This window comes from Brachybacterium sp. AOP42-C2-15 (genome assembly GCF_052377065.1).
In the GTDB taxonomy this organism is placed as follows: Bacteria; Actinomycetota; Actinomycetes; order Actinomycetales; family Dermabacteraceae; genus Brachybacterium.
In genome coordinates, this window is the sequence record NZ_JBQSWK010000038.1 from 1 (window position 1) to 21,814 (window position 21,814).

Here is a 21,814-nt window from a genome sequence, read left to right on the forward strand (position 1 = left end):
ACCAACGTCGCTCCGAGCGGGGCGGACAACCTCGAGCGCGCGGCTCGTGACGGGCGTAGTGGCATGCGTCGATCTCTGCCCAGCCGACGGAGTGCGGCAGGCCACGCGGCACGGCGAGCGAAGAGACCGGCAGCGCTGCTGTGGCGCTTCCCTTCTCGACCACCACCGCAGGTCAGGAAGGAGATCTTCGTTCTCCCAGCTGGTTCTGAGGAAGGTCCAGGGGAACTCGGACACTTCTGAACAGGATGGGCTTCCTGGCACCCTCTGCACATCGCCCCGCCCGACCTCCTGCTGCGCCCGGGGGCCCGGAGCGCCAGGCCCCCGGTGATCCATGTGGCGAGGAGCTGGATCTGCAGGTCAAGAAGCTCTCTCCCACGGGGCTCGTGGCCAGCGGTGCGGCGGCCGCCACCGCGACCGTCATCGGCGGTCAGCTGGGGATCGCCGGTACCGTCATCGGCGCCGCACTCACCTCCGTGGTCTCGGCGACAGCGCTCGCGCTCTATACCGATTTCGTCAACCGCAGTCGGCTGACGCTGAAGAAAGTCGCAGCCAAGGGTCCGAAGCGCTCGGCGTCCGCGAGTTCCCGGAGCGTCCATTCCTCGCGAACCGGCTCGCGAGCCATGGATCGCGAGCGTGACGCCGCCGCTCTCGGGCTCGGTATCAACCCGGCGGAGGGAGCTCCCGGCGGCGTGCCTTCGCGTCGACGCAGGATCGTGAAGATTGCTCTCCTATCTGCGGTGATCGCTTTGATCGGGATTATCGCCGTCTTCGGCATCCAGCGCGTGATTGGCACGGAGCTCTCCCCGGGCACGGGGCAGATCCAGCGGTCCGTCACCGGGAACGATGCGGTGGCGCCGCGCGATGACTCCTCGATGACCGACCGTGACCAGCAGGGCGGCACCGACACGGAGCAGCAGGGGGACGGCTCTCCCGGGACCGAACAGCCGGACAGCACCACCGACGACACGGACACGCAGCAGGAGGACCAGCCCACACCGGACGAGGGTGAGGACCCACAGGAGACGCAGGCCCCGGCCGAGCAGAACGGCGATTCCGCTCCGCAGGGGAGCGGCGCGACCGCAGACACCGGCGCTGATGGGTCAGCGCAGGGCGATTCGAGCCCCCAGCAGAGGGCGAGCGGGGCGCGGGATACCGGCACCCAGCAGGACACAGAGGCCGACGCCGGCTGACGATCCCGTCGCGAACTATGGCACGCCTCTTGCCTCGCCCGGCCTGCCTCGCCGCGGCTCACTCGGGGATTGACTGCTCCTCGCCCGAACCCGAGCACGGCGCGTCCCTTCCTGACGGCCCATCCTCTGCCTGAAGGCGGCCACTCGAGCGCCCGGAAGAACGTCAGCAGGTCCCGATCCAGTTGATCGTGGACCTCCACCGACAGGGAATGAGATATGCCCGGCCGCATCCTCACCTCAGCCGTCGACACCAGCGCCTGGCAGGAACGGAAGCGACGCGGGGAGGCCTCACTGCAGGATCTCGGCCCACGGCCTGCCGAAGCCGAACACCGGATCGAGCACCGTGAGGGAGGCGAGGAGCTCGGATCCCGGGATCGCTCGCGCATCGCAGGGAGAGCTGGCAGCTGCAGGACCGCGGGCCGTCAAAATTGTCGTAGCCTGTGGGTATGGTCGCGTTGACCTGCCGCTCCGTGCCGTCCCGCACTGGTCGGCCCCTTCCCTCGAGGAGTGAACACACAGATGGATACATCGGTCTCGGCGATCACGGCATGGACTTTCGTGGAGGAGTGCCCCATCCCGCAGGATGTGATCGCTCTTCTCGTGCCCGAGGAGCGTGCGATCGCCGCGTACAAGACGTTCCGCGACTCTGCGGTCTTCACCACGCAGAGGTTGATCGTCCGTGATGCCCAGGGCCTCCGCGGCAAGAAGGTCGAGATCTACTCGCTGCCCTACTCCTCGATCAACATGTGGTCTTCCGAGAACGCCGGGACCCTGGACCTCAACGCGGAGATAGAGCTGTGGACCCGCGCTGGCCAGATCAAGATCAGCGTCGGCAAGCAGATCGACGTGAGGCGACTTGATCTGCTCATCGCGAATGCCGTGCTGCGCTCCTCGTGAGACGAGCCGTCGCATGATCTCTTACAGCGATCAGGCCGGGCGTTGTAGATCCAGTTGGGTAGCGCTATCTACACCCGCGGCTCCCGAACGTGTGCTCTCTGAAAGCTTGCACCCACACGGACGACGATCCGGCTACCCTCGCCATCGCGGACCCTCTCTGAGACTGAGCTCGAGCCGCTGGGCGACGAAGACCACGACCGCGTAGATCTTCCGATAGGTGCCCTTGAGGGGCAGCTTGGCGGAGATCTGCGCGCTCTCGCCTCGTTGCGCACCGGGGATGCTTTCCGGGCTGAGCAGATCTGCCGCACACCGTTCTGCTCTCCGTACGATCACCCGAGGACGACCACCCCCGATGAGATCAGCGAGGACCGCTCATGAGCGCAGAATGGCCTGGCATCCTCGATCCTGAGGTGATGAACGAGAACATCGTCGAGGCGTCCCACCGCCTTGCGGACGCCGCGAAGGCGGGCCGCTGGGAAGTGGTGACCGACCTCCTCGAGTCGGGGCAGGCGCAGAACGCCAACCAGTGGCGGTTCGGCGGGACGTCTTGGTTCACCCCGCTGCATCAGGCGGCGTGGCTCGGCGCGCCGGCCGAGGTCGCCGAAAACCTGATCCGGCTCGGCGCGTGGCGCTCGCTCCGAACGGCCGACGGCGCCCGAGCGGTCGACCTGGCGCGGGCGCGCGGCCACCACCACCTGCTCGAGGTCCTCGCCGTGCCGGAGCCGACCGAGCGGGACCAGCAGACGTTCGCGGCGTGGGACCAGCACCTGGCAGACCTCATCGCGGAGCGCACGGGACGCCTCGACCCCGCGGAGTCGCGGCCGGTGCCCACCGAGGTGATCGCCCTGGACCGGCTCGAGTCGCTCTGGTTCCCCTATCCCGGGATGTACGGCGGCTTCAGCATGTCGATCCATCGGGACCTGCTCATCGTGAAGAGCTGGAGCCGGGTCGTCGACGGCTCCGGGCAGGGGCACGTCATCACCGAGAGCGGGTGCGAGCTCGTCGAGGAAGGGTTCGTCTGAGCCGTCGTCGGCCCGTCGCGAGCCCGCTCCTCCCACCTGGTCCACGGCTCCCGCCGCGCGTAGCCTGCGAGCGCCACGATATGGGAGGCCTCGCCATGACCGCTCGATCCGGAGATCCCACGCACGAACCGTTCCCCGGACCCGGGGAACCGCCCGTCCCCCAGCTTGAGGACGATCAGACCGCGGCGCCCCGCCCGGAGGAGGAGATCGCGGACCAGCCGCGGTCCGAACCCGCTCCGGACGGTCGCCCGCACGACGGCTGACACGCGGCGCACCGCTCGAGCTCAGGTCGCCCCGGTGGGACCATGGCTCCATGGCGCACACGGAGCAGCTTCTGCTCGAGATCAGAGGTGCCCTCGACCAGCTGTCCCGCACCGCACAGGCGGAACGGGACTCTTCTCGCGGCGCGGTGGCGCGCAACCTCGCGGCCAGGTACTCGGGCGTCATGGACCGTGCCGCACTCCAGGAGGCTGCACGGGGATGTGGGGGTTGCGACCGCCTGACTGGCGAGGACCCTCATTCCGGCGTGGGCAGCCAGATCCATCCTTCGTCGGCCGCGGCGGCGGCGAGTTCCGCTCGTGGAGAGTTCGCCCTGCCGAGGAGCACCTCTCGGGCGACCACCGCGGCGATCACGGCGTCGAGTGCATCGTCCGAGCCCGCGCACACGCCCTCGTGTCCTGCCCAGTCCAGCCACGGCCACCGGGCACTGAGCGCGTCGACGAGCTCGCCGCGCACCAGAGCTCCGGCGGCCTTCTTGTAGCGCTGGGCTCCGAATCCCCAGGCGGCCAGCGCGGCGCCCGGGTAGACCTCGCAGGCCACACCGCTTCCGTCGAGCGGGGTGGGGATGTCCTGCTCCCGCAGGCGCGCGGCGATCGCTGCCCAGCGGATGGCAGGGTAGGCGATCTTGTCCGCTGCGACGCTGAGAGGCGTCTTGCCCACCCGCCTGCGCACCTCGAGATCGGTCTCTCGGAAGAGAACGGCCCGTCGCCAGTCCGGTCCGGTGTCCGCCGGGGACTCGAGGTCGCCGGCCTGGTGCCCGGCGACCAGATCGACGAAACGGCGTGGCCATCCGAAGGGCACGTCCACGCCGGCCTTCGAGGCGGCAATGATCGCCGCGAGAACGTCGTCGTCGCTCGCCCCCACGTGGACGTCCGCGATGCGGACCGCGTGGTTCTCCTCGCGAAGCATCGCGAGGCCCGTCCTGCGCGGGTCCGCCGCGAGATCGATGCCGGCGACGAGCCGAGGAGCCACCGTTCTCACCCGTCGGACCGCGCGAAACGGTTCGTCATGTGCGTGCTCGCAGTGGCGAGGACCTCGCCCAGCAGTGCGTCCGTCGCGGTGCGGATCTGCTCGGCGATCGTCGTGTTCGCCTCGGCGAGCAGGCCCGGCACAGCGGCGTCGTCGGCCAAAGACGTCGCCGCGGTCGCCGCGTGCACGGCGGCGTGACCGAGCGCCAGGGTGCGCTGCTGGTAGCGCTCGATCGCAGGGATGGTCTCGGCGTAGTGCGCGTCCGCGAGTGCCGCGATCATGCGTGAGGTCCAGTAGAAGCTGTCCGTGCTGACGGTGCCGGTGGTGGTCGTGAGGTAGGCGGGCGCCTGCTCGACGTTCGTGAACATCGGGATCAGCGTGGTGAACGGGAGTGGGGCGTAGGCGACCCACTGCAGCGCGCGATGGGACTCCGGCAGGTCCGGGCGGATCTGCAGGATCGCGAGCGCGTTGTGGCGGTTGATGCCGATGGGGCGGAACGCGCGCCGCTCCGCCTCGGTGCCGCAGGTGGAGTACGGGTCGAAGACGGTGCCCTGGTAGTGGGAGCTGAGCACATCCTTGACATCCTCGATCGTGAGCAGGCGCTCGGGCCGCCGGCTCCACGGGAGATCGTCCGAGTCCGGGCTCGCCCTGGGCAGTCCCGCTCCCAGTGCTCGCTCGTGGGGTTCAGGGTGCGCTGCATGGACCAGGCGCGGGGCGTGTTGTAGACGTGGTCGTGTTCGGTGTGGGAGCCGAAGGCCTCGCGGGGATTGAACACCGATGGCGCCGCGTCCTCCACATCCCGCTGAGTGAGGTCCAGATGGTGCGCGCGGAGGAACTCGCGCAGGTCCGGGCTCGCCAGGTGGTCGTGGCCGGGGCCTTCGGCGTCGTCGAGGTCGAAGGAGTCGATGCCCAGCTGGTTCGGCATCGTGACGTAGTGGTCCTCCGGGACGCGACGCGCGATCCAGTGGTGCCCGCCGACGGTCTCCAGCCACCAGATGTCCTGCTGGTCGCTGAAGGCGATCCCGTTCATCTCGTAGGTGCCGTGCTCGGCCAGCAGCGCGCCCAGGCGCTGGACGCCCTCGCGGGCGGAGCGGATGTAGGGCAGGACCAGGGTCACAAAGTCCTCCTCGCCGAACCCGCCGGGCGCGCCCGTGGCCGGGTCGTGCTCCACGAGCGGGTCGGCGCCGAGCACCCGCGGGTTGCTGGTGATCGTCTCCGTGGCGCTCATGGCGACGATCGCCGCGTTGATGCCGGCGCTCGCCCAGACCCCGTTGACCCCCAACGCATCCGGGATCGCGGTGTAGCGCAGCGGATCCTCCGTGACTACAACGTCATGGCCCGCAACACCTTGGCCAGCCAGCGTCGGACGGAATCCTTCGAGATACCCTCGTGGCGGGCGACCGCGGTAACTGCGGCGAACTGGGAGTGGTACTCCTGCTGGTGTTCCCGCACGAGCCACACGGTGGTGTCAATGCGTCGAAGCAACATGGGGCTCGCCGGCCAGTAGTCGGGCGAAGGATTCTGTCGGGGTCAGGAAGCCGAGTCGGCGGCGGGGGCGGTTGTTGATCTCCTCCGCGATGGTGGTGAGGTAGGGCTGGTGATCGGGGATCTCGGTGCCCTTGGGGAGGTACTCGCGGTAGAGCCGGTTGGTGTTCTCGTTGCTGGGTCGTTGCCAGGGCGAGTGGGGGTCGGCGAAGTAGACCGGCATCTGCGTGGCCAGGGAGACCTTCACGTGCTGCGCCATCTCGCTGCCCTGGTCCCAGGCCAGCGACGCCTTCATCATCTCGGGCAGGGCGTTGAAGCACTCGATGACCGCGTCCGCGGTCGGTTCGGCGTGTTTGGAGGGCAGGGCCAGCAGCCCGGTGAACCCGCTCATCCGCTCCACCAGCGTCGCTGCGCACGAGGTGCCGTTCTTCCCGATGATCAGGTCGCCCTCCCAGTGCCCTGGCACGCGCCGCTCAGCGGCGTCCTCGCCCCGCTCCGCGATCGGGACCATGCCCACGATCGGGCCGCCCCTCGTCCGGCCTGTCGTGCGGGGTCGGCGCTTGGTCCGCTTGGACTGCAAGAAGATGCCCCGCCGGGCGAGCTCGCCCTTGGGGAGCGCGTAGATGTACTGGTAGATCGCTTCGCCGGAGACGGTCTGGCCGCGTGCGTCGGGAGAGTTCGCCATGCGTTCAACGGTCGGGTCTGCGGCCTCCAGGCGCAAGCGGCCCGCGATCTCGTTCGGCGTCCAGGACGCGGCCAGATCCGCCTCCACCCTGGCCTGCAGCACCGGGTCCTTGGCAACCTTCCGCTGCTGCGGACGGGCCCGGCGACGCTGCGCTCTCACGTCCGCGGTCACGGCCTGGTAGCCGCGGGTCTTCGTCGAGTTCCGGTGGAGTTCCCTGGAGATCACCGAGGGACATCGACCCAGGTGACGAGCGATCCTCCGCACGGACCAGCCCGCTTTCGACGCTGTCGAGATCTCCGACCTGTCACTGAACGTCAGCCCCACTCGCGCCACCCGTGCACCTCACCGATCAGACCCCCGCCGACCGGGAGTGTTGCCTCGACGCTATGACACCGCCCTGCCGTGCCGCGGGCTCAGCACTCCTCCCACCGTCGCTTTCCCCGTCGAGCACTGTCGATGGATCACGGCTCAGCGGACCTCTGTCTCCTCCGGGTCCAGGAGGAACAGGCACTGGTCAGGGATATATTCACCGACGGTGGCCGTCACGGTGAGAGCGTCTCCGACGCCGATGGTGTCGGGAATATCGGTCCCAGTCAGGTTGAGGTCATTCATGTTCACGTCGCGGAACTGGAACGCTGGTCCGACTGCCGTCGTTTCGCTGTATTTGCCGACAGTGAGAAGGATGTCGTAGCGGGTGTCGTAATCGCCATGGGGACCCATTGCGCCGATGCTCGCTTCGAAGCGGACCGTTCGTCCTTCGTGCTCTTCCGCGAACGTGGCGATCTGGTCGCTGCAGTAGTCGGTCGACGAGGTGATGGCTGCGAAGTCGGCATTGGTCGCGATCGTGATGATCTCTTCTGCGGGCGGCGCGTTGGTTGCGCTTGCTCCATCCGGCGTGGACGACGGTGCCCCGACGGCTTCCGAGCCGTTGCTCTCGGGCGCTGCGGAGTGAGAGGACCCTGCAGGCGCCTCTGATGTGGCCGCCGGTGCATCGTCGGCGCCTTCTCCTTGCACAACGCTCATGATGAGTGCGAACGCGATGAGGGCCAGAGCAAGCCCACCGGCGATGGCGACGCGGAACCAAGGGGTTCGAGGCTGTGGGCGGCGCAGAGAGATCTCGGTCTGAATCTTTCCGGGAGTTCGCCCGGTGACCTCCCAGCCGTTCTGCTCCCACTTCTTGATGGTGCGAGGTTCGGTGCCGCGGACGGCTCGAACGGTCTTGAACTCGTACTTCACATCATCACGGGCCATGCGGCGCTCCAGCATCACGGGGGTCGCGGCGCAGGGGTCTGGCCGTGAACAGGGGAAAAGTCGCCACTTCGATGTGACGGCAGCACCTCATTCTATGCCGTGTGAGGGGTTGGAGGTGCCACGGTGGAAGTTCCAGGTCCACCTTGCAGCGAGGTGACGCCGTACCTCGTACTGGGCGTAGAGATTCGCTGAACCCCGGGAGGAGTGCGACCTCGGGCCGCTACCGTGGGCTCAACGACCACCATTGAGGAGTGGACTTCATGCGCGAAGAATTGCCCGGCATCTTCTGTCTCGAAGGCGAGTGGGACTCCGACATCACCCGCCGTCTGACTGTCCGACCGGTGCTCGAGCTTCTCGAACACCTCGACGTGGCGCAATGGATCCATCGCGACGTCGCGACGCGCGCCGAGTTCGGGTACTACCTCGACAAATGGGTCTCTGAGGATTACGCCGACTTCGGTGTTCTCTGGCTCGCGATGCACGGCGGCTCCGCTGTCGTCTCGATGAGCGGGGATGCACATGGCGATATCGAGCTCGACGAGCTCGAGGAAATGTTGAAGGGTGCCTGCGCTGGCAGGGTCATCTACTTCGCATCGTGCTCGACCTTGAAGGAGGATCCGAAGCGGCTCCAGCAGTTCGCGAAGCGCACCGGTGCGCGGGCCGTCATCGGATACCGCAAGGACGTCGATTGGGCCCAAGCGGCGTCGTTCGAGCTCCTCCTGCTGCAGGAGCTCGCCACGAGTGTGAAGGGTTCCGGGATCTTCCAGCGGCTCCAGGATGACCACCCGGTGCTCGCGAAGCGGCTCGGCCTCGTCGTGGCCACCAAGACCAACGTCTACCGGACAGCACTGCGCAGTACGAAAGCGGCGTCGTGAGGGAGAAACCGCCCCGCGGATCTACGGATCCCAAGGAGGCGCCGAGCGGCGGCTTCGGGGCTGTGGATGCCACCGCGTCCAGTCCGGTCCTCCTGCCGGTGAGGCTGCTGTCGCGCGCAGGGGCTGCCGTGGCGCTGTTGCCTGTCCCGACACTGAAGGACACCGACGAGCTTGTGGTCGATATCGAACTGCTCTCCCCGGATCGGCTCGTCCGATACCTCGCCCGGCAGCTCTCCCCGGGGACCGTGCGTGAGCTCATCGATAACCTCATACAAGCGGCGGTGGAGCCGCACCCGGAACTCACCGTGCCAACGGTCCAGGACGACGTGGCCGGTTTCGCCATCCTCGTGAAGGGCTCCACGAGCCAGGACGTGCTGCTCGAGGCACTCGTCGTCGACGATCTAGAGACCGATCTGCCGGATCACGACGGTGTCAGCTTCGACGTCCCGCGACAGAACCTCATCGACGTCGCCCATCAGCTGGAGGAGTGGAGCCGATGAGCCACCTGGGACTGCTTCTCGACCTTGACGATGGCTCACGACTGACAGACGTCGCGCTCCATCCCGTCGACGACCATCCTGCTTTCGCTGACGCCACGCGAGGACTGGGTCCGCAGGGCACTGTGTACGTCCACGTCCTCACTCCACCGACAAGGCACGACCCAGCGTCCCTTGCCGGTGCTCTTGCCGCGTTCCTACCCTCCCCGCTAGCGACGATCAGTGGGTTTCGCCCCGACGGGCGCACCTGGATCGCCACAGCTCAACTCGGTCCTCACGACATCGAAGAGCTGAACGCAGGCCCCGCAGCGGATGCGGCACTCCGGCGGGCTCTCGGCCTTACCGGGATCGGAGTCGGGCGGTTCGCGGGTTTGGCCCTACCGACACACATGCTGACGGCAGCCTTCGATGCCCACGGTGACATCTCGGGGTGGTCGACACCCGAGCTCTTCATCGGTCTTCTGGTCGAGCTGACCAACACTCGCCTTGACGACATCGTCGACCGGGTGAACACAGGAGCTCGGGAAGGATGGAGCCGACGCGACCTTCTCGAGCATCAGCTGGCGGAGTGGTCGGCCCGCATATCGCGCTCGGAGTGATGAGAGAGGTGCACTCACGATGATCATGCTGCCGCGCAACGTCGACTACACGCGCCGTTGGGACGTCCTGCAACGGGCCTTCCGCGGGGAGTGGGGTGGGGACCCGTCGACGACGGCGGTGGGGACGCTCAGTCATACGACAGGCCGCCCGACGGTGGAGAAGCGGACGAGGCCGAGGGGAGCCTGGACGACGACGAGGATGAGGACGACGCCGGTCCCTTCGATGGATCACGATATTGCCCTTCAGTGCGTGTGTGCAGAGCGATGATCCACTGATGTTCATCGCCCGTGATTGTCGGCAGGGCGTTGTGGTGCATATCGAAGCGACGTGGGTGTGCGAGATCGACACCGTCCCGGCAGAGCCCACGTTCCGAGTGGCCGTCTTCCGCCACGACGGAGTGATGACGGAAAACGACGTGATCGTCGAGGTGGCGGCGGGCCCGACGGAAATGTTGACGGAGATCGGTAACGGTGCGACTCCGAAATGGAGGACGACCAGCGACGCGATCTCCGATGAAGGTCGGGAGGCGGAACTCAATGACCTTCTGGAGAATAGTCCGTTACATGGCGCTGTCATCCCTGACGCATTCAATGGTGTGGTGTCGACCGGGGCGACCGAAGTTTCTGAGGAAGCGGTGCTCTGCGCCCTGGAAGGACGGTCGCGAGACCAAGTGTTCCTCCAGCAGCTCGCTCGGGAAGAGGTCCGCGATGCTCGGCGGGTCAGGCGTACCTACGCGTGGTTCTTCTGTGAACCGAACTCCGATGACAGCTTCCTTCGGAGGGACCTTCGAAAGCTTGGCATGCCGTCGAACCTGGTCGACCAGTTCGATGAGCAGGCGCAGGTCCCTGTGCAGGACGTCGATCGGGGAGCGATCGACGATCTCATCGCGGGCGCCGTGGATCACCTCAGTGCAGCGCGCTTCCACGACGACATCGTCGAGTTGCCGCTTCGAACCATCGCTCTTCTTGACGAGCCGACGGGTGCGGATGACCTCGACCAGCTGGCCCACGAGCCCGGTGTGCGCTGGCCCCACTGGCGGGTGCTCTTTCCGTTCATGGACAAGGGTCCGACTGACCTGGAATGATGCACCACCAGGCCGGAGCATCTATTCGGAGCGGTGTCACAGCGGGGAGGAGACGCGGCGATCGCTGGCACGGAAAGGGCACCCGGAGGGCTTCCTCGGGCTAGCTGTAGGCGGTCTCGCCATGGCAACCGCCGACCGTCCCCGCACACCAGGGACTGCCGCACCGGTAGGTGACGTTGACCTATCGGTGCGGCAGTCCCAAATCCGTGGACCATGATGCTCGCCGTTCGAGGAGACCGGCCCATGGCTCCAGCGCCACCCATCGTGCCGGTTCGGGGGCCCGTTCCTTGATCCCCGGCCCGGTGACTACAACGTCGTGACCCACTACAACTAGCATCGAAGCATGTCCCGCCGCCCCGATGACGTGAGCAGCTTCGTCACCGCGCTCCTGCCATCCCTGTCGCGGAGCCTCGCAGAGCAGTTCAATGTGTTCCGGGTGATGCATCACGGGACGCACGAGAAGCAGCTCTCCAATGTCTTCGCGTGGCTGTTCACGATCGACGCGACTCATGAGCTCGGCGATGCGGCCCAGCGCATCTTCCTCGACCTGGTCAACGATTCCCTTCCTCCTGGCGACCAGCTGCCCGTGACCGGATACCGGGTGACCCAGGAGGTCGACACTCGCGGTGATGAGGAGGTCGACGGCGGCGAGGTCGGCATGGACATCGCCGACATCCTCCTCACCCGGGATGACGCGGCAGTCGTCATCGAGAACTACGAGATCTCCGACGGCCATGGCCATGGCTACGCCCGGTATCGCGAGCACGCCATCTCCACCGGAGGGGCCGGCGCGGTGGTCCTGCTCTGTCAGCGGCGCGAGGCCGCCCTCCAGCAGAACGGCTGGGAGGAGGCCGTCGTCGTGACCTATGCCGAGGTCCTCGAGAGGCTCCGGGAGCACGTAGTCCGGGACGAGCGATGGGTCCACGCGCACCCAGAGCAGCACTTCTTCATCCAGCAGATGGTTCACCAGTTCGTGGAAGGTCCAGCCGCAGTGAGTCTCGACGATCAGATCGACTTCATCAAGGGCATGTGCGACGCAGGGGAGTCGGCGCGTTACGGCGACTCCTCGAAGGAGGAAGCTGCCCAGAAGTTCGCCGACATCGTCGCCGCCCATGCTCATCGGCAGTTCGAGGACGGCCGACGGACTCTCGCCCGGGTGAAGGCTTCACTGAGGCGATTCGCGAGCACGACTCTGGTGAAGCAGCTCGAGAACGCGCCGGACGGCGCGAGGCTGGAGACAGTGGGCAGCAACACCAGGGGGCTCTGGGCGTGGGGACTCTCCCTTCAACGACCCGCCCCGAATCGCACCCTCCACCTCGTGTTCGGGCCGACGGCCGCTCACGTGCTGGCGCACCTCTCCGAAGTGGACGTCGATCCCGACTATTCACGGATCTTCGTGACCTATCCGGCCGTCGACGTACGGCATGCGGGGCACATTATTCAGACGGACGTGCGACTCGACGACGTCATCAATGGTCTGGCCAGCGATGACGTGAGACTGCGCGACGCCGTGCTCGCGCTGAGCGCGGCATAGCGGAGACCGGAGGCCCCGGCAGCGTTCTCGAGGTGCGCGGATCCTGTCGTGCCGGTGCTCTGCCTTGAGCGCCCGGTCCTTCGTGACGGTCCCCATCTGTGTCAGGGTGTCCGTCTTTCCGGTGTGGGGAGTTCCTGGGCTGTGAACTGGCAGGGGCCCTGGTGATCGTCGGCCGGGCCATCTCGGAGCTGGGGACGATCACCCTGCACCTGGGGCACATGAGCCGGCCGGAGTCCTTTCCACGTAGACAGCACCACGCAGACCCTCAGCCCCGGCGAGACGAACGGGGCACCACGGACGCCGGGCGCGGCACCTCGGCGCCGCGATGAACGAGGCGACCGGCTGGGGTCCATCCCGCTCGAGAGCGCCCGATGACCTGCACGACACAGAAACTTCGACGTACAGTTCTTCGCGACGAGGCGCTGCGGCTGGCAGTGCCACTGCACCACGGGGGAAGGGATCATCCATGCGACGACGGCGCCGCAGAATGGATCGATCCAGCGCCGGAGATGTGCTGGTCGCTCTTCTGGAGCTGTCCGAGGGGATCTGGGCCGTGCTGAAGTTCGCGGTGCGCATACCGGCTCTGCTGCTGCGACTCCTGATCTGAGAACGCACGGCCCGCAGAGCACGACGGAGCGTCGCGGAGGAGACCGGCTCTCCACACCTCTCAGACACTGCCCTCGGTCAGGCTCGCCGACGGAAGCCAGTCCGCACCCGGCAGCTCCGCCACGTCGGTGAGGCCCGCGGTGTCACCCGTGGGACCGGCAACGCGCAGCCGCCCGAGGATCGGACCAGCAGCGGTGCCGACGAACTCGACCGAGCACGCCGGCCACATCGCACATCTTCTCGACGTCGACGCGAAACCCAACGATTCCCGCCGCGCGTACGCTGGGAGCACCACGACAGGGGAGGCCTCATCATGACCGCTCGCTCCGGAGATCCCACGCACGAACCGTCCCCCGGGCCTGGGGAACCGCCCGTCCCACAGCTCGAGGACGACGAGACGACAGCGCCCCGCCCGGAGGAGGAGATCGCGGATCAGCTGCGGTCCGAGCCCGATCCGGACGGCCGCCCTCACGAGGACTGATACGCAGCGCACCGCACGGGCTCATTTCGCCCCGGTGGGACCCACGACTCCATGGAACAGTCCGGGACTCGGCGCGGGAGCCGCCGGCCCTGATCCGGGGCGGCAGCGGCTTCGTTCCAGGACGTCGGCACCGCGCCCATGGCCGACGCGGTCGAGCGGCCGTACCGAGCACTGACCAGGGCATCACGACGCTCGAAACCTCCGCGCCTCCACCGATGCGCAGGATGACTCCGAGGGGGTTCATCCGGGATGAGATCCCGTTCATGAACATGCTCTTCGTGCGCGAATCAGTGAGGGGCTGAGGGCTCGGCAGCCGACTCTTTGCCTCACCCCTGCTGCAGCGCCTCCCGAGCGGTCTCGAGCACGGCGCCGGTGAGCGCTTCGAGCACGGCCGACGGGGTCGTCGCCACCTGCCAGAACAGGGCCGAGGTGACCGGTTCGCCACCGAGCGCGATCAGCTCCCCGCGGGCCAGCAGCGGCTCGGCCTGCATGGTGAGCAGCATGCCCCAGCCGAGCCCGGCGAGGACGGCGCCCGCGAGCTCGTGAGTGGAGGGGACCAGGTGGCGCGGGGCGCGCGCGGGATCCACGCCGTGGCGGCGCAGCCAGGTGGCCTGCAGGTCATCGCTCGCGTCGTAGTCGATCCGCGGGGCGCGGGAGAGCACGTCCGCGCCGACGGAGCCGCTCGTGCTCCCCGCCCAGCGCTCCTGCCAGGCGGGGGAGGCGACCGCGACGTAGACCAGGCTGCCCAACGGCATCGAGCGGAACCCCGGCGGAGCCGACGGCGCCGAGGTCACTGCCGCGAGGGCGGCCCCGGCGGTGAGCAGGCGCGCGGTCGCGTCCTGGTCCTCGCGCTGCAGCTCCAGCTGCGCATCGTGCTCGCTCGCGAACGCCGCCAGAGCCGGCACGAACCAGGTGGCGAGCGAATCGGAGTTCACAGCGATCCCGATCCGGGGCTGCTCACCCTGCGCCTCGAGCCCGAGCGCTACCCGCGTCTCCTGCTCGAGGAGGGCATGGCCGCGGGCGAAGCGCACCACCACCTCGCCGGGAGGAGTGAGCCGCACCGGCCTGGCCCGCACCAGCAGGCGCTGGCCCAGCTGCTGCTCGAGCAGCTTCAGCCGCTGGCTCACAGCCGACGGGGTCATGTGCTGCCGGCGGGCCGCGGCCTCGAGCGTGCCCTCCTCGGCCACGAGGCGCAACGTCTCGGCGAGGGTGGGATCGATGCGCATGCCCGGAGCCTAGATGAAGTGTTGCTTCAGATGCTGTAGAGATGTTCGCTGGTGCTTCAGGTCAGGTGGCTCTAGCGTCGACCCCGTGATTTCCGCTCTGCACGGCCTCCTCGCCGGCCTCTCGCTCATCATTGCCATCGGCTCCCAGAACGTCTTCGTGCTCCGCCAGGGCATCCGCCGCGAGCACGTGCTGCCGGTCGTGGCCGTGTGCATCACCTCGGACGCCGTGCTCATCACCGCCGGCGCCGGCGGACTCGGTGCCCTCGTGCGGGCCGTGCCCGAGCTGGTCACCATCGCGCGCTGGGCCGGCGTCGCCTTCCTGCTCGGCTACGCCGCGCTCGCCGCCCGGCGGGCTCTGCGCGGCGGCGAGTCACTGCAGGCCGACGGGAGCGGGCGGGGGAGCGGGCTCGGCGCCGTGGTCGCCACCGCGCTCGCGCTCACCTGGCTGAACCCGCACGTCTACCTGGACACCGTGCTGCTGCTCGGCTCCCTCGCCGCGACCCACGGCGCGCAGGCCGGGCAGTTCGCCGCCGGCGCGGTGGCGGGCAGCACGCTGTGGTTCACGGCGCTGGGGTTCGGCGCGCGAAAGCTGGGGCGGGTGCTGTCGAGTGCCCGGGCGTGGCGGGTGCTCGACGGGGTGGTCGCCGTGACGATGGTGGGGGTGGCGGGGGTGCTGGCGGTGGGGTGAGTGGGATGTGATTGTGGACCGAACAGGTTTCGCAAACGATGCAGATCTGAGACCACAGCCGCCGTCCTTGAGCATCGAGCACCCTTTACTCTGCGCAGAGTGCCTGGAGACTCGCTACGGGCCATGTGAGGAGGAAGCAGGGAACGTGCAGGAAGACGAAGCGCCACAGACCGAGGTCGACGCCGCGCAGCCCGAAATGCTGCACACTGCCGAGGATCCGAATGCACCTCTCAGCGACCTCTCCGAGTCCCAACAAGCGGACGCGGAGAGATTCGCGATCGAGTTCCTCACGCGGGTGATCCGCCTGCGGGGTGTGCGGATCGATCGCGAGCACTTCCTGCGTGCCGAGCTGCACCGCCGTGGCGTCGGAACCCTCATGATCGACCGGGCTGTCGCGGAGAATCCGGCGGCGGCCGGCGTCGACCTCGACATGCTCGACCGCATCGCCTCCGAGGTCGTCGAGTTCGAGACACGGAAGTCCACCGCTATGTCGTTCGCAGCGGGCATCCCCGGTGGATTCGCGATGCTGGGGACCATCCCCGGTGACATCACGCAGTTCTATTTCCACGCCTTCCGCATCATGCAGAAGGTCGCCTACGTCTACGGGTGGAGAGAGTTCCTCACCGACACCGATGACATCGATGACGAGACCCTCGGGGAGCTCACCGCGTTCCTGGGTGTGATGATGGGAATCGGCGGGGCCTCCGCCACCGTCACGAACTTCGCGGCGAACATCGCGCGTCCGGCGATCCAGCGTCAGATCGCTGGCGTCGCGCTGACGAAGACCGCCTGGTACACCCCGATGAAGCAGGTGCTCCGGGTCGTCGGAGTGAAGCTCACGAAGGACAGCTTCGCCAAAGCGGTTTCGAAGACCGTGCCCGTGGTCGGTGGCGTGATTTCCGGAGGGCTCACGTATGCCACGTTGCGCGTGCAGGCCGGTCGTCTGATCAAGCACCTGAGGCAGCTTCCGCCTCCGAACGTCGACGCCGAGGAGTACCTCCGGAATCTCCACCATGTCGACGAGGTCGAGGAGGAACGGGCGAGCACTTCCCTGCGAGGACGCGTCTCGTCGGCGGCGAACTCCCTCAGCAGCCGGCGCCCCGCGGTCGAGAACGAGGGAGAAGGCGGGGAGACTCAGGGCCGTGCGATGGGCAGGGTCAAGGGAGTCGGCTCGGCAGCGAAGGGGGCCGCAGGCTCGGTGACGGGACGCGTTGGTTCGGTGTTCGCGCGGCGATCGGTCGAGCGTGTTTCTCGCACCGACGGTGAGGCCTAGGACATCCTCGGAGGGTACGAAACACCGGCCCGTTGCCGGGCCACGGGCGGCAAACCACGCCCATGTGCGGCGAGGTGACCTCCAGATTGTCGAGGACGACGTTCCACCGCTCGACCTGCAAGTTCCTCAGTCACGCCAGCGCATCGGTGCCTACAAGTCGAAGCGCATTGGGTCCCGGTCTTTCCGATACGGCGTTGCCAAATCGTTGTCTGAAAAATGACCCGGTGTGGGCTCAAATGTCAGTCCCGTGGGATTCACTGGAAGTTCAGAGCTCGGAAGTGAATTCGTGCGCAGGAGGTATAGGGGCCGTGGCAGGAGTGTTGAGTCCGTCGCCGAAGGTGATCGACGTACTCGACCCGGCAGGTGCCATCTGTCGTGACCGCATGCGGCAGCTGCTGGAAGCTCTGGACGGCGGCCAGTCGATCGACACCGAAAGTCTGCTCTCGCTCGTGGAGGAGACCACCTGCCAGGCGGGACACCCCGCGCGGGCAGCGGCGCTCAGCACTCCCTTCTTCGAAGAGAGCAGCGGAGAGGTCCGCGCGACGGCGAAGGGGAAGAACTGGCTCGTCGAAGCAGGGCGACCTGCGACGGAGTGGACCTCACAGGCTCCAGCCGGACAGCCTCCGCTCCGAACATGGCAGAGCGAGGCGCTGGACTCGTGGGCCGGGCACGGCCGGATTGGCGTTGTCGAGGCCGTGACGGGAACCGGGAAGTCGCGCGTGGGTGTCGAAGCCGTCCGGGAGGCTCTCGCAGACGACTACTCAGTCGTCATAGTGGTGCCGACGCGTGAGCTCGTCCAGCAGTGGTGCGCGACTCTTCGTGCTCAGCGGATCGATGGCGTGGCCTCGGTGGGCGATGGCGTGCCGCCACGATTCGGCCCGAAGAGGCGGGTGCTCGTCGGGACTGTCCAATCCCTCTACCCCGCTCCGCCGTGGCGTGCAGACGGCAAGGTGCTGATCGTGGCGGATGAGTGTCATCGGTACGGATCGGAACAGTGGAAGCGGATCCTGCACAGCACTTATCGCCGGCGTCTGGGGCTGACGGCGACGTTCGAGCGGAATGACGATGGACTGGGCGTCCTGCTCCGCTACTTCGGAGGCACGCCGTGCTTCCAGATCGGGTTCGATCGCGCGATCGCCGATGGCGTCGTGGCGCACTATGACGTGAAGCTGCTCAAGGTTCGGCTCTCGCCGTCCGAGCGCACGAAGTATGACGCCGCCCACGAGATCGTCATCGACTGCAGGCTCCGGTTGATCGACCAAGGCGTTCCCGAGGAGCCGTTCGGCCTGTTCATGAAAGTTGTCTCCGAGTACTCCCGCGGTGACGACTCGTCGGTGCCAGCGATGCTGGTCGACTTGTCGCGCCGCTACCTGAAGAACTTCCATGAGCGGACTCGGATTCTGTCGGAGTCCCGGGCGAAACTTCGGGCAGCGCGAGCCCTCGCACCCTCCGTGCACCGTTCTCAAGGCGCGCTCGTCTTCACGAGATCGATCCTCGCCGCGGAGAACATCGCGGAAGCGCTGCGCGAAGAGGCCGTGGCGAGCGAGCCGATCCACTCCAACCTGACGACCTTCGAGAGGCGCGAGCGTCTCCATCGGCTCAAGATTGGCAGGACCCGGGCGCTCGTGGCGCCGACGGTGCTCGACGAGGGTATCGATGTGCCGCAGATAGACCTGGGCATCGTCATGGGCGGATCCAAGTCCCGACGGCAAATGATCCAGCGAATGGGCCGGGTCCTTCGGCTCAAGTCCGACGGGCGCCGCGCGACTTTCGTCGTGGTCTATGCGGAGGGGACCGTCGAGGACATCACTCAGAACGATGGGCAGGAAGGATGCTTGGATCTCATCGTGCAGAGTGCCGACAGCGTGACGCACATTGAGGCGGACGCGCAGTTCGCGTCAGGCCGGAAGAGCTCCACACCGTCTCCGACGTCGAGTCCACAAGCGGCGAGTGCAGACCACCAGATTTCACCTGAAGACTCGACAGGTGGCACCGCAGGGAGGCGGGCGAAAGAAGCACCGACACCCACACTGATGCCGAAACCGAGGCAGACATCGGCTCCGGCGACGTCGGTACCAGCGTCGTCCCGCGTGGAGGCAACCCCGAAGTCTGTCTTCGGTGAGGCGCAGGCGACTTCCGAAAACGTCGACCCCCGCACCCTTCCGATGACGCGGGCAGCATTGGTCAGCTACCAGCGGGTGCACGGGGGAGATGACGCGATGGCAGAGTCGGCACTGCGCGAGACGCTTGCAGGCCTACTTCGAATTGCGCGCCCCACATCGAATCCGGGACCTGCAGGGAGCGCCTCCGTGAGAGCGGCGGGGCTCACGGTCCTCTATGCCAAAGACCGGTTCCAATCGTACTTCTGCGCGAGACAGGACAAGAGGAGTTGGGCGGAGGTGAGTAGGCAGTGGCAGCTGACCAAGGTGCAACGGCTCCCGGGGAACTGGCGGCATCGGCCATGGCCTGACTCGCCGACTCGTCGGAACGCGGGCGCTGCGCTGGCTGGGCTGGGCAGCGTGAACGATCTTGCCATCGCGGACCGTGCCGTGGAGGAGCACATCGCAATGCACGGCGGCGGTAGGACGGAATCGGAGCAGCACCTGCGGCTCCTGGTCGATCATCTCGGCCAGGACCGCGACCGGAATCGGTGTGAGAAGGGCCGGCTGGTCATCGCGCGCAGCGGATACAGCGTCGAGATCGACATCGCCGGCCGGCAGGTTGTCGGGTACAAGAGCTCGGGTCAGTACCGCCGTTACGGCGACTACCTCGAATTCGGGCGTGCTGACGATCCCCTGAAGAAGATCTCGATGGCCTGGAATGCGCCGGATACCGTGCTCGATGTCAGAGACCTGGCCGAGTTCCGGGAGGTGGTGGACCCTTCGACGATCTTCTACTCGAACCGCACGTTCGAGCGCCTCACGGAGTCCGTCCGGTCCGAGTTCTTGAACAGCTGGGATGCAGACAGGTACGTCCGCTTCCTTATCGACTCAGATCTGTCCCGGGCAGAACCGACGGACCTTCGGATCGGCGATGACAGCTTCGTACTCGAGGTGGGTGACCGCACGTGGCTGTTCGCACCGGATGGACAATCCGTGAAGATCGCCCGCGGGAGCAGATGGAAGACCGTGCATGCAGTCTCCACCGAGGTGCCGAGCCGGGACGATCCTGAGGTGAATGGCGCAGAAGCGGGGGAGGATGACGCTCCGACGAGTCTCGTCCCGGTCGAAGCTGTACCGCCCTCCGCGGACGTGGTGCCAGCCTCATCTGTGAACGTGCCGGATGCACCGGAAGTGGTGCTGCCACAGTTGGAGCAGCCCGACAAGGCTGCACAGGGGGCCGGCCTCGACTTCGTATCGGCGCTCGAACAGCTCGCCGAGCTGCACCGGTCAGGAGCGTTGACGGACGAGGAGTTCGGTGCCGCGAAGGCACGTGTGCTCCGAGGATGACAGCGCGTTCCGAGACCGAAACGTTTGCTCAACCCGTCCACGGGTGTCTGTCCTGATCAGTACCATGACCAGATGCATGCGGCTCGAGAGAGGCGAGGGAGGAATCGGTGACCGACGATCGCTGGGTCGAGGTGACCGCCTCGCAGTTCGATCACGAGCGCGAGGGTCTTGAATACCTCCGCGAACGCGTCCCCACGCACTCCCCGTACCGCGTCTGGACGGGGGCCTACCCCCGGTTCGTGGGCACGGGGTTGTTTACGCTGCGAGCGCGAGTTTATCGGTGTAGGTGCGTTCGTAGGTGTTCGGGGACTGGTAGCGGCACCAGGAGTGGCGGCGCTTGGTGTTGTAGCGGGTCAGCCAGCGGAACATCGTGCGGCGGGCGGTGAGCTCGTCGGTGAAGCACGCGGCGTCGCGGAGGACCTCGCGTTTCGCCGTCGTGTTGAACGACTCCGCCATCGCGTTGTCGGCGCTGGAGCCGACGGCTCCCATCGACTGGGTCACGCCGAGCCGGGCGCAGAGATCGGCGTAGGCCTTCGAGGTGTAGACCGAACCGTGGTCGCTGTGGAAGATCGCTCCTGCCAGAGATCCACGGGTCGCGGCGGCGGCCTTGAGTGCATCAGCGACGAGGTCGGTTCGCATGTGGTCCGCGATCGCCCAGCCCACCAGGCGGCGGCTGTAGCAGTCGATCACCGTGGCGAGATACAGGTTCCCACCCCCGCCGGTCTCGGACAGCGGCAGGTAGGTGATGTCACCGACGTAGCGCCGGTTCGGCGCCTCGGCGGTGAAGTCCCGGCCCAGCAGGTCAGGAACGACCTGGTCGGCAGGCTCCGGCACCGTCGTGCGGTGCCGGCGCTTCTTGACGAACCCGGCGAGGCCAGCGGTCCGCATCACGCGGGCGACCCGCTTGTGGTTCACGCGGTCCTCGAGTGTGGCACCGTCGTTGAGCTCGGCCGTGATCCGTGGGACACCCTGAGCGTCGTCCTTGGCGTGGATGATGCGGATCTGCTCCAGCAGCTCCGCATCGTGGGCGGCTCTCTCGGCCCGTGCCGGGGCGCCTGCCTGCCAGGCGTAGTAGGAGGAACGCTCGATCTCGACGAGCTCGCACAGTCGCTTCACCGGGTAGGTGGCGTGGTGGTCGGCGACGAACTGGAAGCGACTCACCAGCGCGTCTGCCCAGCGAAATACTTAGCGGCTTTCTGGAGGATCTCCCGCTCCGTGGTGAGCTTCGTCGTCTCCGCTCTCAACTGGGCGTTCTCTGCTTCCAGGCGAGCGACGCGTTGCTCGAGCGGCTCATTGGGATCGGCCGTGCTGGGCGTCGGCGCGGACCGCAACGGACTGTCGGTCAGCGTGCCGTCAGCCGCGGTCTTCTTCCCACTCCCGTGGGTCTCGAGCCACTGTCGCAGCGTGCCTCGGACGATCCCGAGGTCCTCCGCGATACCGCGGAGCGTCGCTCCCGGTGTCGACTCGTACAGGTCAACCGCCTGCTGGCGAAACTCTTCGGAGTAGTTCTTCCTGGCCATGGTTCATGATCTCGCTTCCCCAGCAGATGCTGGAATCAGCGTGTCCACGAACAAGGGTCAGGCCCCCAACTGTCACCTAAATGCGCAGCAGTCCCGATGTTGTGGATGAGAGGTGCGCTGGTTCATGTAGCCAAGGTAGCAATCGCAGTGACTGGCCAAGGCATCTTCTCCGTACGGCATATGCGTCGCGCTTGAGAACGGTG

General features: G+C 67.1%; 19 protein-coding genes and 1 pseudogene. 12 read left to right on the top strand and 8 right to left on the bottom strand.

Going from position 1 to position 21,814, the window contains the following annotated elements; genetic code table 11:
- Positions 1–245: 245 nt before the first annotated feature.
- The 3 genes from ACT3SQ_RS16160 (at position 246) to ACT3SQ_RS16170 (ending at position 3,109) form a co-directional block, all read left to right on the top strand.
- Positions 246–1,190 carry a hypothetical protein gene (locus tag ACT3SQ_RS16160; RefSeq protein WP_444601387.1) on the top strand — a complete coding sequence of 315 codons (945 nt, stop codon included), beginning with the start codon at positions 246–248 and terminating at the stop codon, positions 1,188–1,190.
- A gap of 519 nt (positions 1,191–1,709) precedes the next feature.
- Positions 1,710–2,087: a PH domain-containing protein gene (locus ACT3SQ_RS16165; protein WP_444601388.1), complete on the top strand. Its 378-nt coding sequence runs from the start codon at positions 1,710–1,712 to the stop codon at positions 2,085–2,087.
- 374 nt (positions 2,088–2,461) lie between these two features.
- On the top strand, positions 2,462–3,109 hold the full coding sequence (locus ACT3SQ_RS16170) for a hypothetical protein (RefSeq protein ID WP_444601389.1): 648 nt from the start codon (positions 2,462–2,464) through the stop codon (positions 3,107–3,109).
- 516 nt (positions 3,110–3,625) lie between these two features.
- Here the strand turns inward: ACT3SQ_RS16170 and ACT3SQ_RS16175 are convergent.
- The 5 genes and pseudogenes from ACT3SQ_RS16175 to ACT3SQ_RS16195 all read right to left on the bottom strand — a co-directional run bounded on the left by ACT3SQ_RS16175 (position 3,626) and on the right by ACT3SQ_RS16195 (position 7,778).
- A complete protein-coding gene (locus tag ACT3SQ_RS16175; RefSeq protein WP_444601390.1) occupies positions 3,626–4,360 on the bottom strand; it encodes a DUF429 domain-containing protein in 735 nt (244 codons plus the stop codon).
- Between the two features lie 5 nt (positions 4,361–4,365).
- Positions 4,366–5,136 carry a C69 family dipeptidase gene (locus ACT3SQ_RS16180; protein WP_444601404.1) on the bottom strand — a complete coding sequence of 257 codons (771 nt, stop codon included), beginning with the start codon at positions 5,134–5,136 and terminating at the stop codon, positions 4,366–4,368.
- Positions 5,082–5,816 (bottom strand): annotated as a pseudogene (locus ACT3SQ_RS16185) (C69 family dipeptidase); the annotation flags it as partial. The gene ACT3SQ_RS16180 and the pseudogene ACT3SQ_RS16185, both read right to left, overlap by 55 nt.
- A gap of 9 nt (positions 5,817–5,825) precedes the next feature.
- Complete coding sequence (locus tag ACT3SQ_RS16190; protein ID WP_444601391.1) at positions 5,826–6,860, bottom strand: IS30 family transposase; 1,035 nt, start codon at positions 6,858–6,860, stop codon at positions 5,826–5,828.
- A gap of 135 nt (positions 6,861–6,995) precedes the next feature.
- Positions 6,996–7,778, bottom strand: a complete 783-nt coding sequence (locus ACT3SQ_RS16195) for a DUF4839 domain-containing protein (RefSeq protein ID WP_444601392.1) — start codon at positions 7,776–7,778, stop codon at positions 6,996–6,998.
- A 260-nt stretch (positions 7,779–8,038) separates the two neighbouring features.
- Here ACT3SQ_RS16195 and ACT3SQ_RS16200 point away from each other — a divergent pair, with 260 nt between their 5' ends.
- From ACT3SQ_RS16200 to ACT3SQ_RS16220, 5 genes are all read left to right on the top strand, one after another.
- Positions 8,039–8,653, top strand: coding sequence for a DUF6642 family protein (locus ACT3SQ_RS16200; protein ID WP_444601405.1), 615 nt, complete (start codon positions 8,039–8,041; stop codon positions 8,651–8,653).
- 137 nt (positions 8,654–8,790) lie between these two features.
- Positions 8,791–9,153, top strand: a complete 363-nt coding sequence (locus ACT3SQ_RS16205; RefSeq protein WP_444601393.1) for a hypothetical protein — start codon at positions 8,791–8,793, stop codon at positions 9,151–9,153.
- Positions 9,150–9,749, top strand: coding sequence for a hypothetical protein (locus tag ACT3SQ_RS16210; RefSeq protein WP_444601394.1), 600 nt, complete (start codon positions 9,150–9,152; stop codon positions 9,747–9,749). Before ACT3SQ_RS16205 ends, ACT3SQ_RS16210 begins: the two co-directional genes overlap by 4 nt.
- A gap of 275 nt (positions 9,750–10,024) precedes the next feature.
- Positions 10,025–10,834, top strand: a complete 810-nt coding sequence (locus ACT3SQ_RS16215) for a hypothetical protein (protein ID WP_444601395.1) — start codon at positions 10,025–10,027, stop codon at positions 10,832–10,834.
- Positions 10,835–11,177: 343 nt separating this feature from the next.
- A complete protein-coding gene (locus ACT3SQ_RS16220; RefSeq protein WP_444601396.1) occupies positions 11,178–12,368 on the top strand; it encodes a PD-(D/E)XK nuclease family protein in 1,191 nt (396 codons plus the stop codon).
- 667 nt (positions 12,369–13,035) lie between these two features.
- Here the strand turns inward: ACT3SQ_RS16220 and ACT3SQ_RS16225 are convergent.
- Positions 13,036–13,203 carry a hypothetical protein gene (locus tag ACT3SQ_RS16225; RefSeq protein ID WP_444599678.1) on the bottom strand — a complete coding sequence of 56 codons (168 nt, stop codon included), beginning with the start codon at positions 13,201–13,203 and terminating at the stop codon, positions 13,036–13,038.
- Positions 13,204–13,287: 84 nt separating this feature from the next.
- Here ACT3SQ_RS16225 and ACT3SQ_RS16230 point away from each other — a divergent pair, with 84 nt between their 5' ends.
- Positions 13,288–13,455, top strand: a complete 168-nt coding sequence (locus ACT3SQ_RS16230; RefSeq protein WP_444601397.1) for a hypothetical protein — start codon at positions 13,288–13,290, stop codon at positions 13,453–13,455.
- 326 nt (positions 13,456–13,781) lie between these two features.
- On the opposite strand, the gene ACT3SQ_RS16235 is transcribed toward ACT3SQ_RS16230, so the two are convergent.
- Positions 13,782–14,681 carry an ArgP/LysG family DNA-binding transcriptional regulator gene (locus ACT3SQ_RS16235; protein ID WP_444599680.1) on the bottom strand — a complete coding sequence of 300 codons (900 nt, stop codon included), beginning with the start codon at positions 14,679–14,681 and terminating at the stop codon, positions 13,782–13,784.
- An 85-nt stretch (positions 14,682–14,766) separates the two neighbouring features.
- Here ACT3SQ_RS16235 and ACT3SQ_RS16240 point away from each other — a divergent pair, with 85 nt between their 5' ends.
- The 3 genes from ACT3SQ_RS16240 to ACT3SQ_RS16250 all read left to right on the top strand — a co-directional run bounded on the left by ACT3SQ_RS16240 (position 14,767) and on the right by ACT3SQ_RS16250 (position 20,091).
- Positions 14,767–15,369, top strand: a complete 603-nt coding sequence (locus ACT3SQ_RS16240) for a LysE/ArgO family amino acid transporter (protein WP_444601398.1) — start codon at positions 14,767–14,769, stop codon at positions 15,367–15,369.
- 145 nt (positions 15,370–15,514) lie between these two features.
- The gene (locus ACT3SQ_RS16245) at positions 15,515–16,642 is read left to right on the top strand and encodes a hypothetical protein (protein WP_444601399.1); all 1,128 of its coding nucleotides are present in this window, start codon (positions 15,515–15,517) and stop codon (positions 16,640–16,642) included.
- 383 nt (positions 16,643–17,025) lie between these two features.
- The gene (locus tag ACT3SQ_RS16250; protein WP_444601400.1) at positions 17,026–20,091 is read left to right on the top strand and encodes a DEAD/DEAH box helicase; all 3,066 of its coding nucleotides are present in this window, start codon (positions 17,026–17,028) and stop codon (positions 20,089–20,091) included.
- A 255-nt stretch (positions 20,092–20,346) separates the two neighbouring features.
- Here the strand turns inward: ACT3SQ_RS16250 and ACT3SQ_RS16255 are convergent.
- Positions 20,347–21,611, bottom strand: a protein-coding gene (locus tag ACT3SQ_RS16255; RefSeq protein WP_444601401.1) for an IS3 family transposase whose coding sequence is annotated in 2 segments (ribosomal slippage) — positions 20,347–21,266 and positions 21,266–21,611 — 1,266 coding nt in all. Because the reading frame shifts where the segments join, the coding sequence is not laid out codon by codon here.
- Positions 21,612–21,814 lie beyond the last annotated feature (203 nt).

Bases quoted from the DNA above. Each gene is read 5' to 3' on its own strand.
- ACT3SQ_RS16160 (WP_444601387.1), top strand. From the start codon at position 246: ATGGGCTTCCTGGCACCCTCTGCACATCGCCCCGCCCGACCTCCTGCT.
- ACT3SQ_RS16165 (WP_444601388.1), top strand. From the start codon at position 1,710: ATGGATACATCGGTCTCGGCGATCACGGCATGGACTTTCGTGGAGGAG.
- ACT3SQ_RS16170 (WP_444601389.1), top strand. From the start codon at position 2,462: ATGAGCGCAGAATGGCCTGGCATCCTCGATCCTGAGGTGATGAACGAG.
- ACT3SQ_RS16195 (WP_444601392.1), bottom strand. From the start codon at position 7,778: ATGGCCCGTGATGATGTGAAGTACGAGTTCAAGACCGTTCGAGCCGTC.
- ACT3SQ_RS16200 (WP_444601405.1), top strand. From the start codon at position 8,039: ATGCGCGAAGAATTGCCCGGCATCTTCTGTCTCGAAGGCGAGTGGGAC.
- ACT3SQ_RS16210 (WP_444601394.1), top strand. From the start codon at position 9,150: ATGAGCCACCTGGGACTGCTTCTCGACCTTGACGATGGCTCACGACTG.
- ACT3SQ_RS16215 (WP_444601395.1), top strand. From the start codon at position 10,025: ATGTTCATCGCCCGTGATTGTCGGCAGGGCGTTGTGGTGCATATCGAA.
- ACT3SQ_RS16220 (WP_444601396.1), top strand. From the start codon at position 11,178: ATGTCCCGCCGCCCCGATGACGTGAGCAGCTTCGTCACCGCGCTCCTG.
- ACT3SQ_RS16225 (WP_444599678.1), bottom strand. From the start codon at position 13,203: ATGTGGCCGGCGTGCTCGGTCGAGTTCGTCGGCACCGCTGCTGGTCCG.
- ACT3SQ_RS16230 (WP_444601397.1), top strand. From the start codon at position 13,288: ATGACCGCTCGCTCCGGAGATCCCACGCACGAACCGTCCCCCGGGCCT.
- ACT3SQ_RS16235 (WP_444599680.1), bottom strand. From the start codon at position 14,681: ATGCGCATCGATCCCACCCTCGCCGAGACGTTGCGCCTCGTGGCCGAG.
- ACT3SQ_RS16250 (WP_444601400.1), top strand. From the start codon at position 17,026: ATGCGGCAGCTGCTGGAAGCTCTGGACGGCGGCCAGTCGATCGACACC.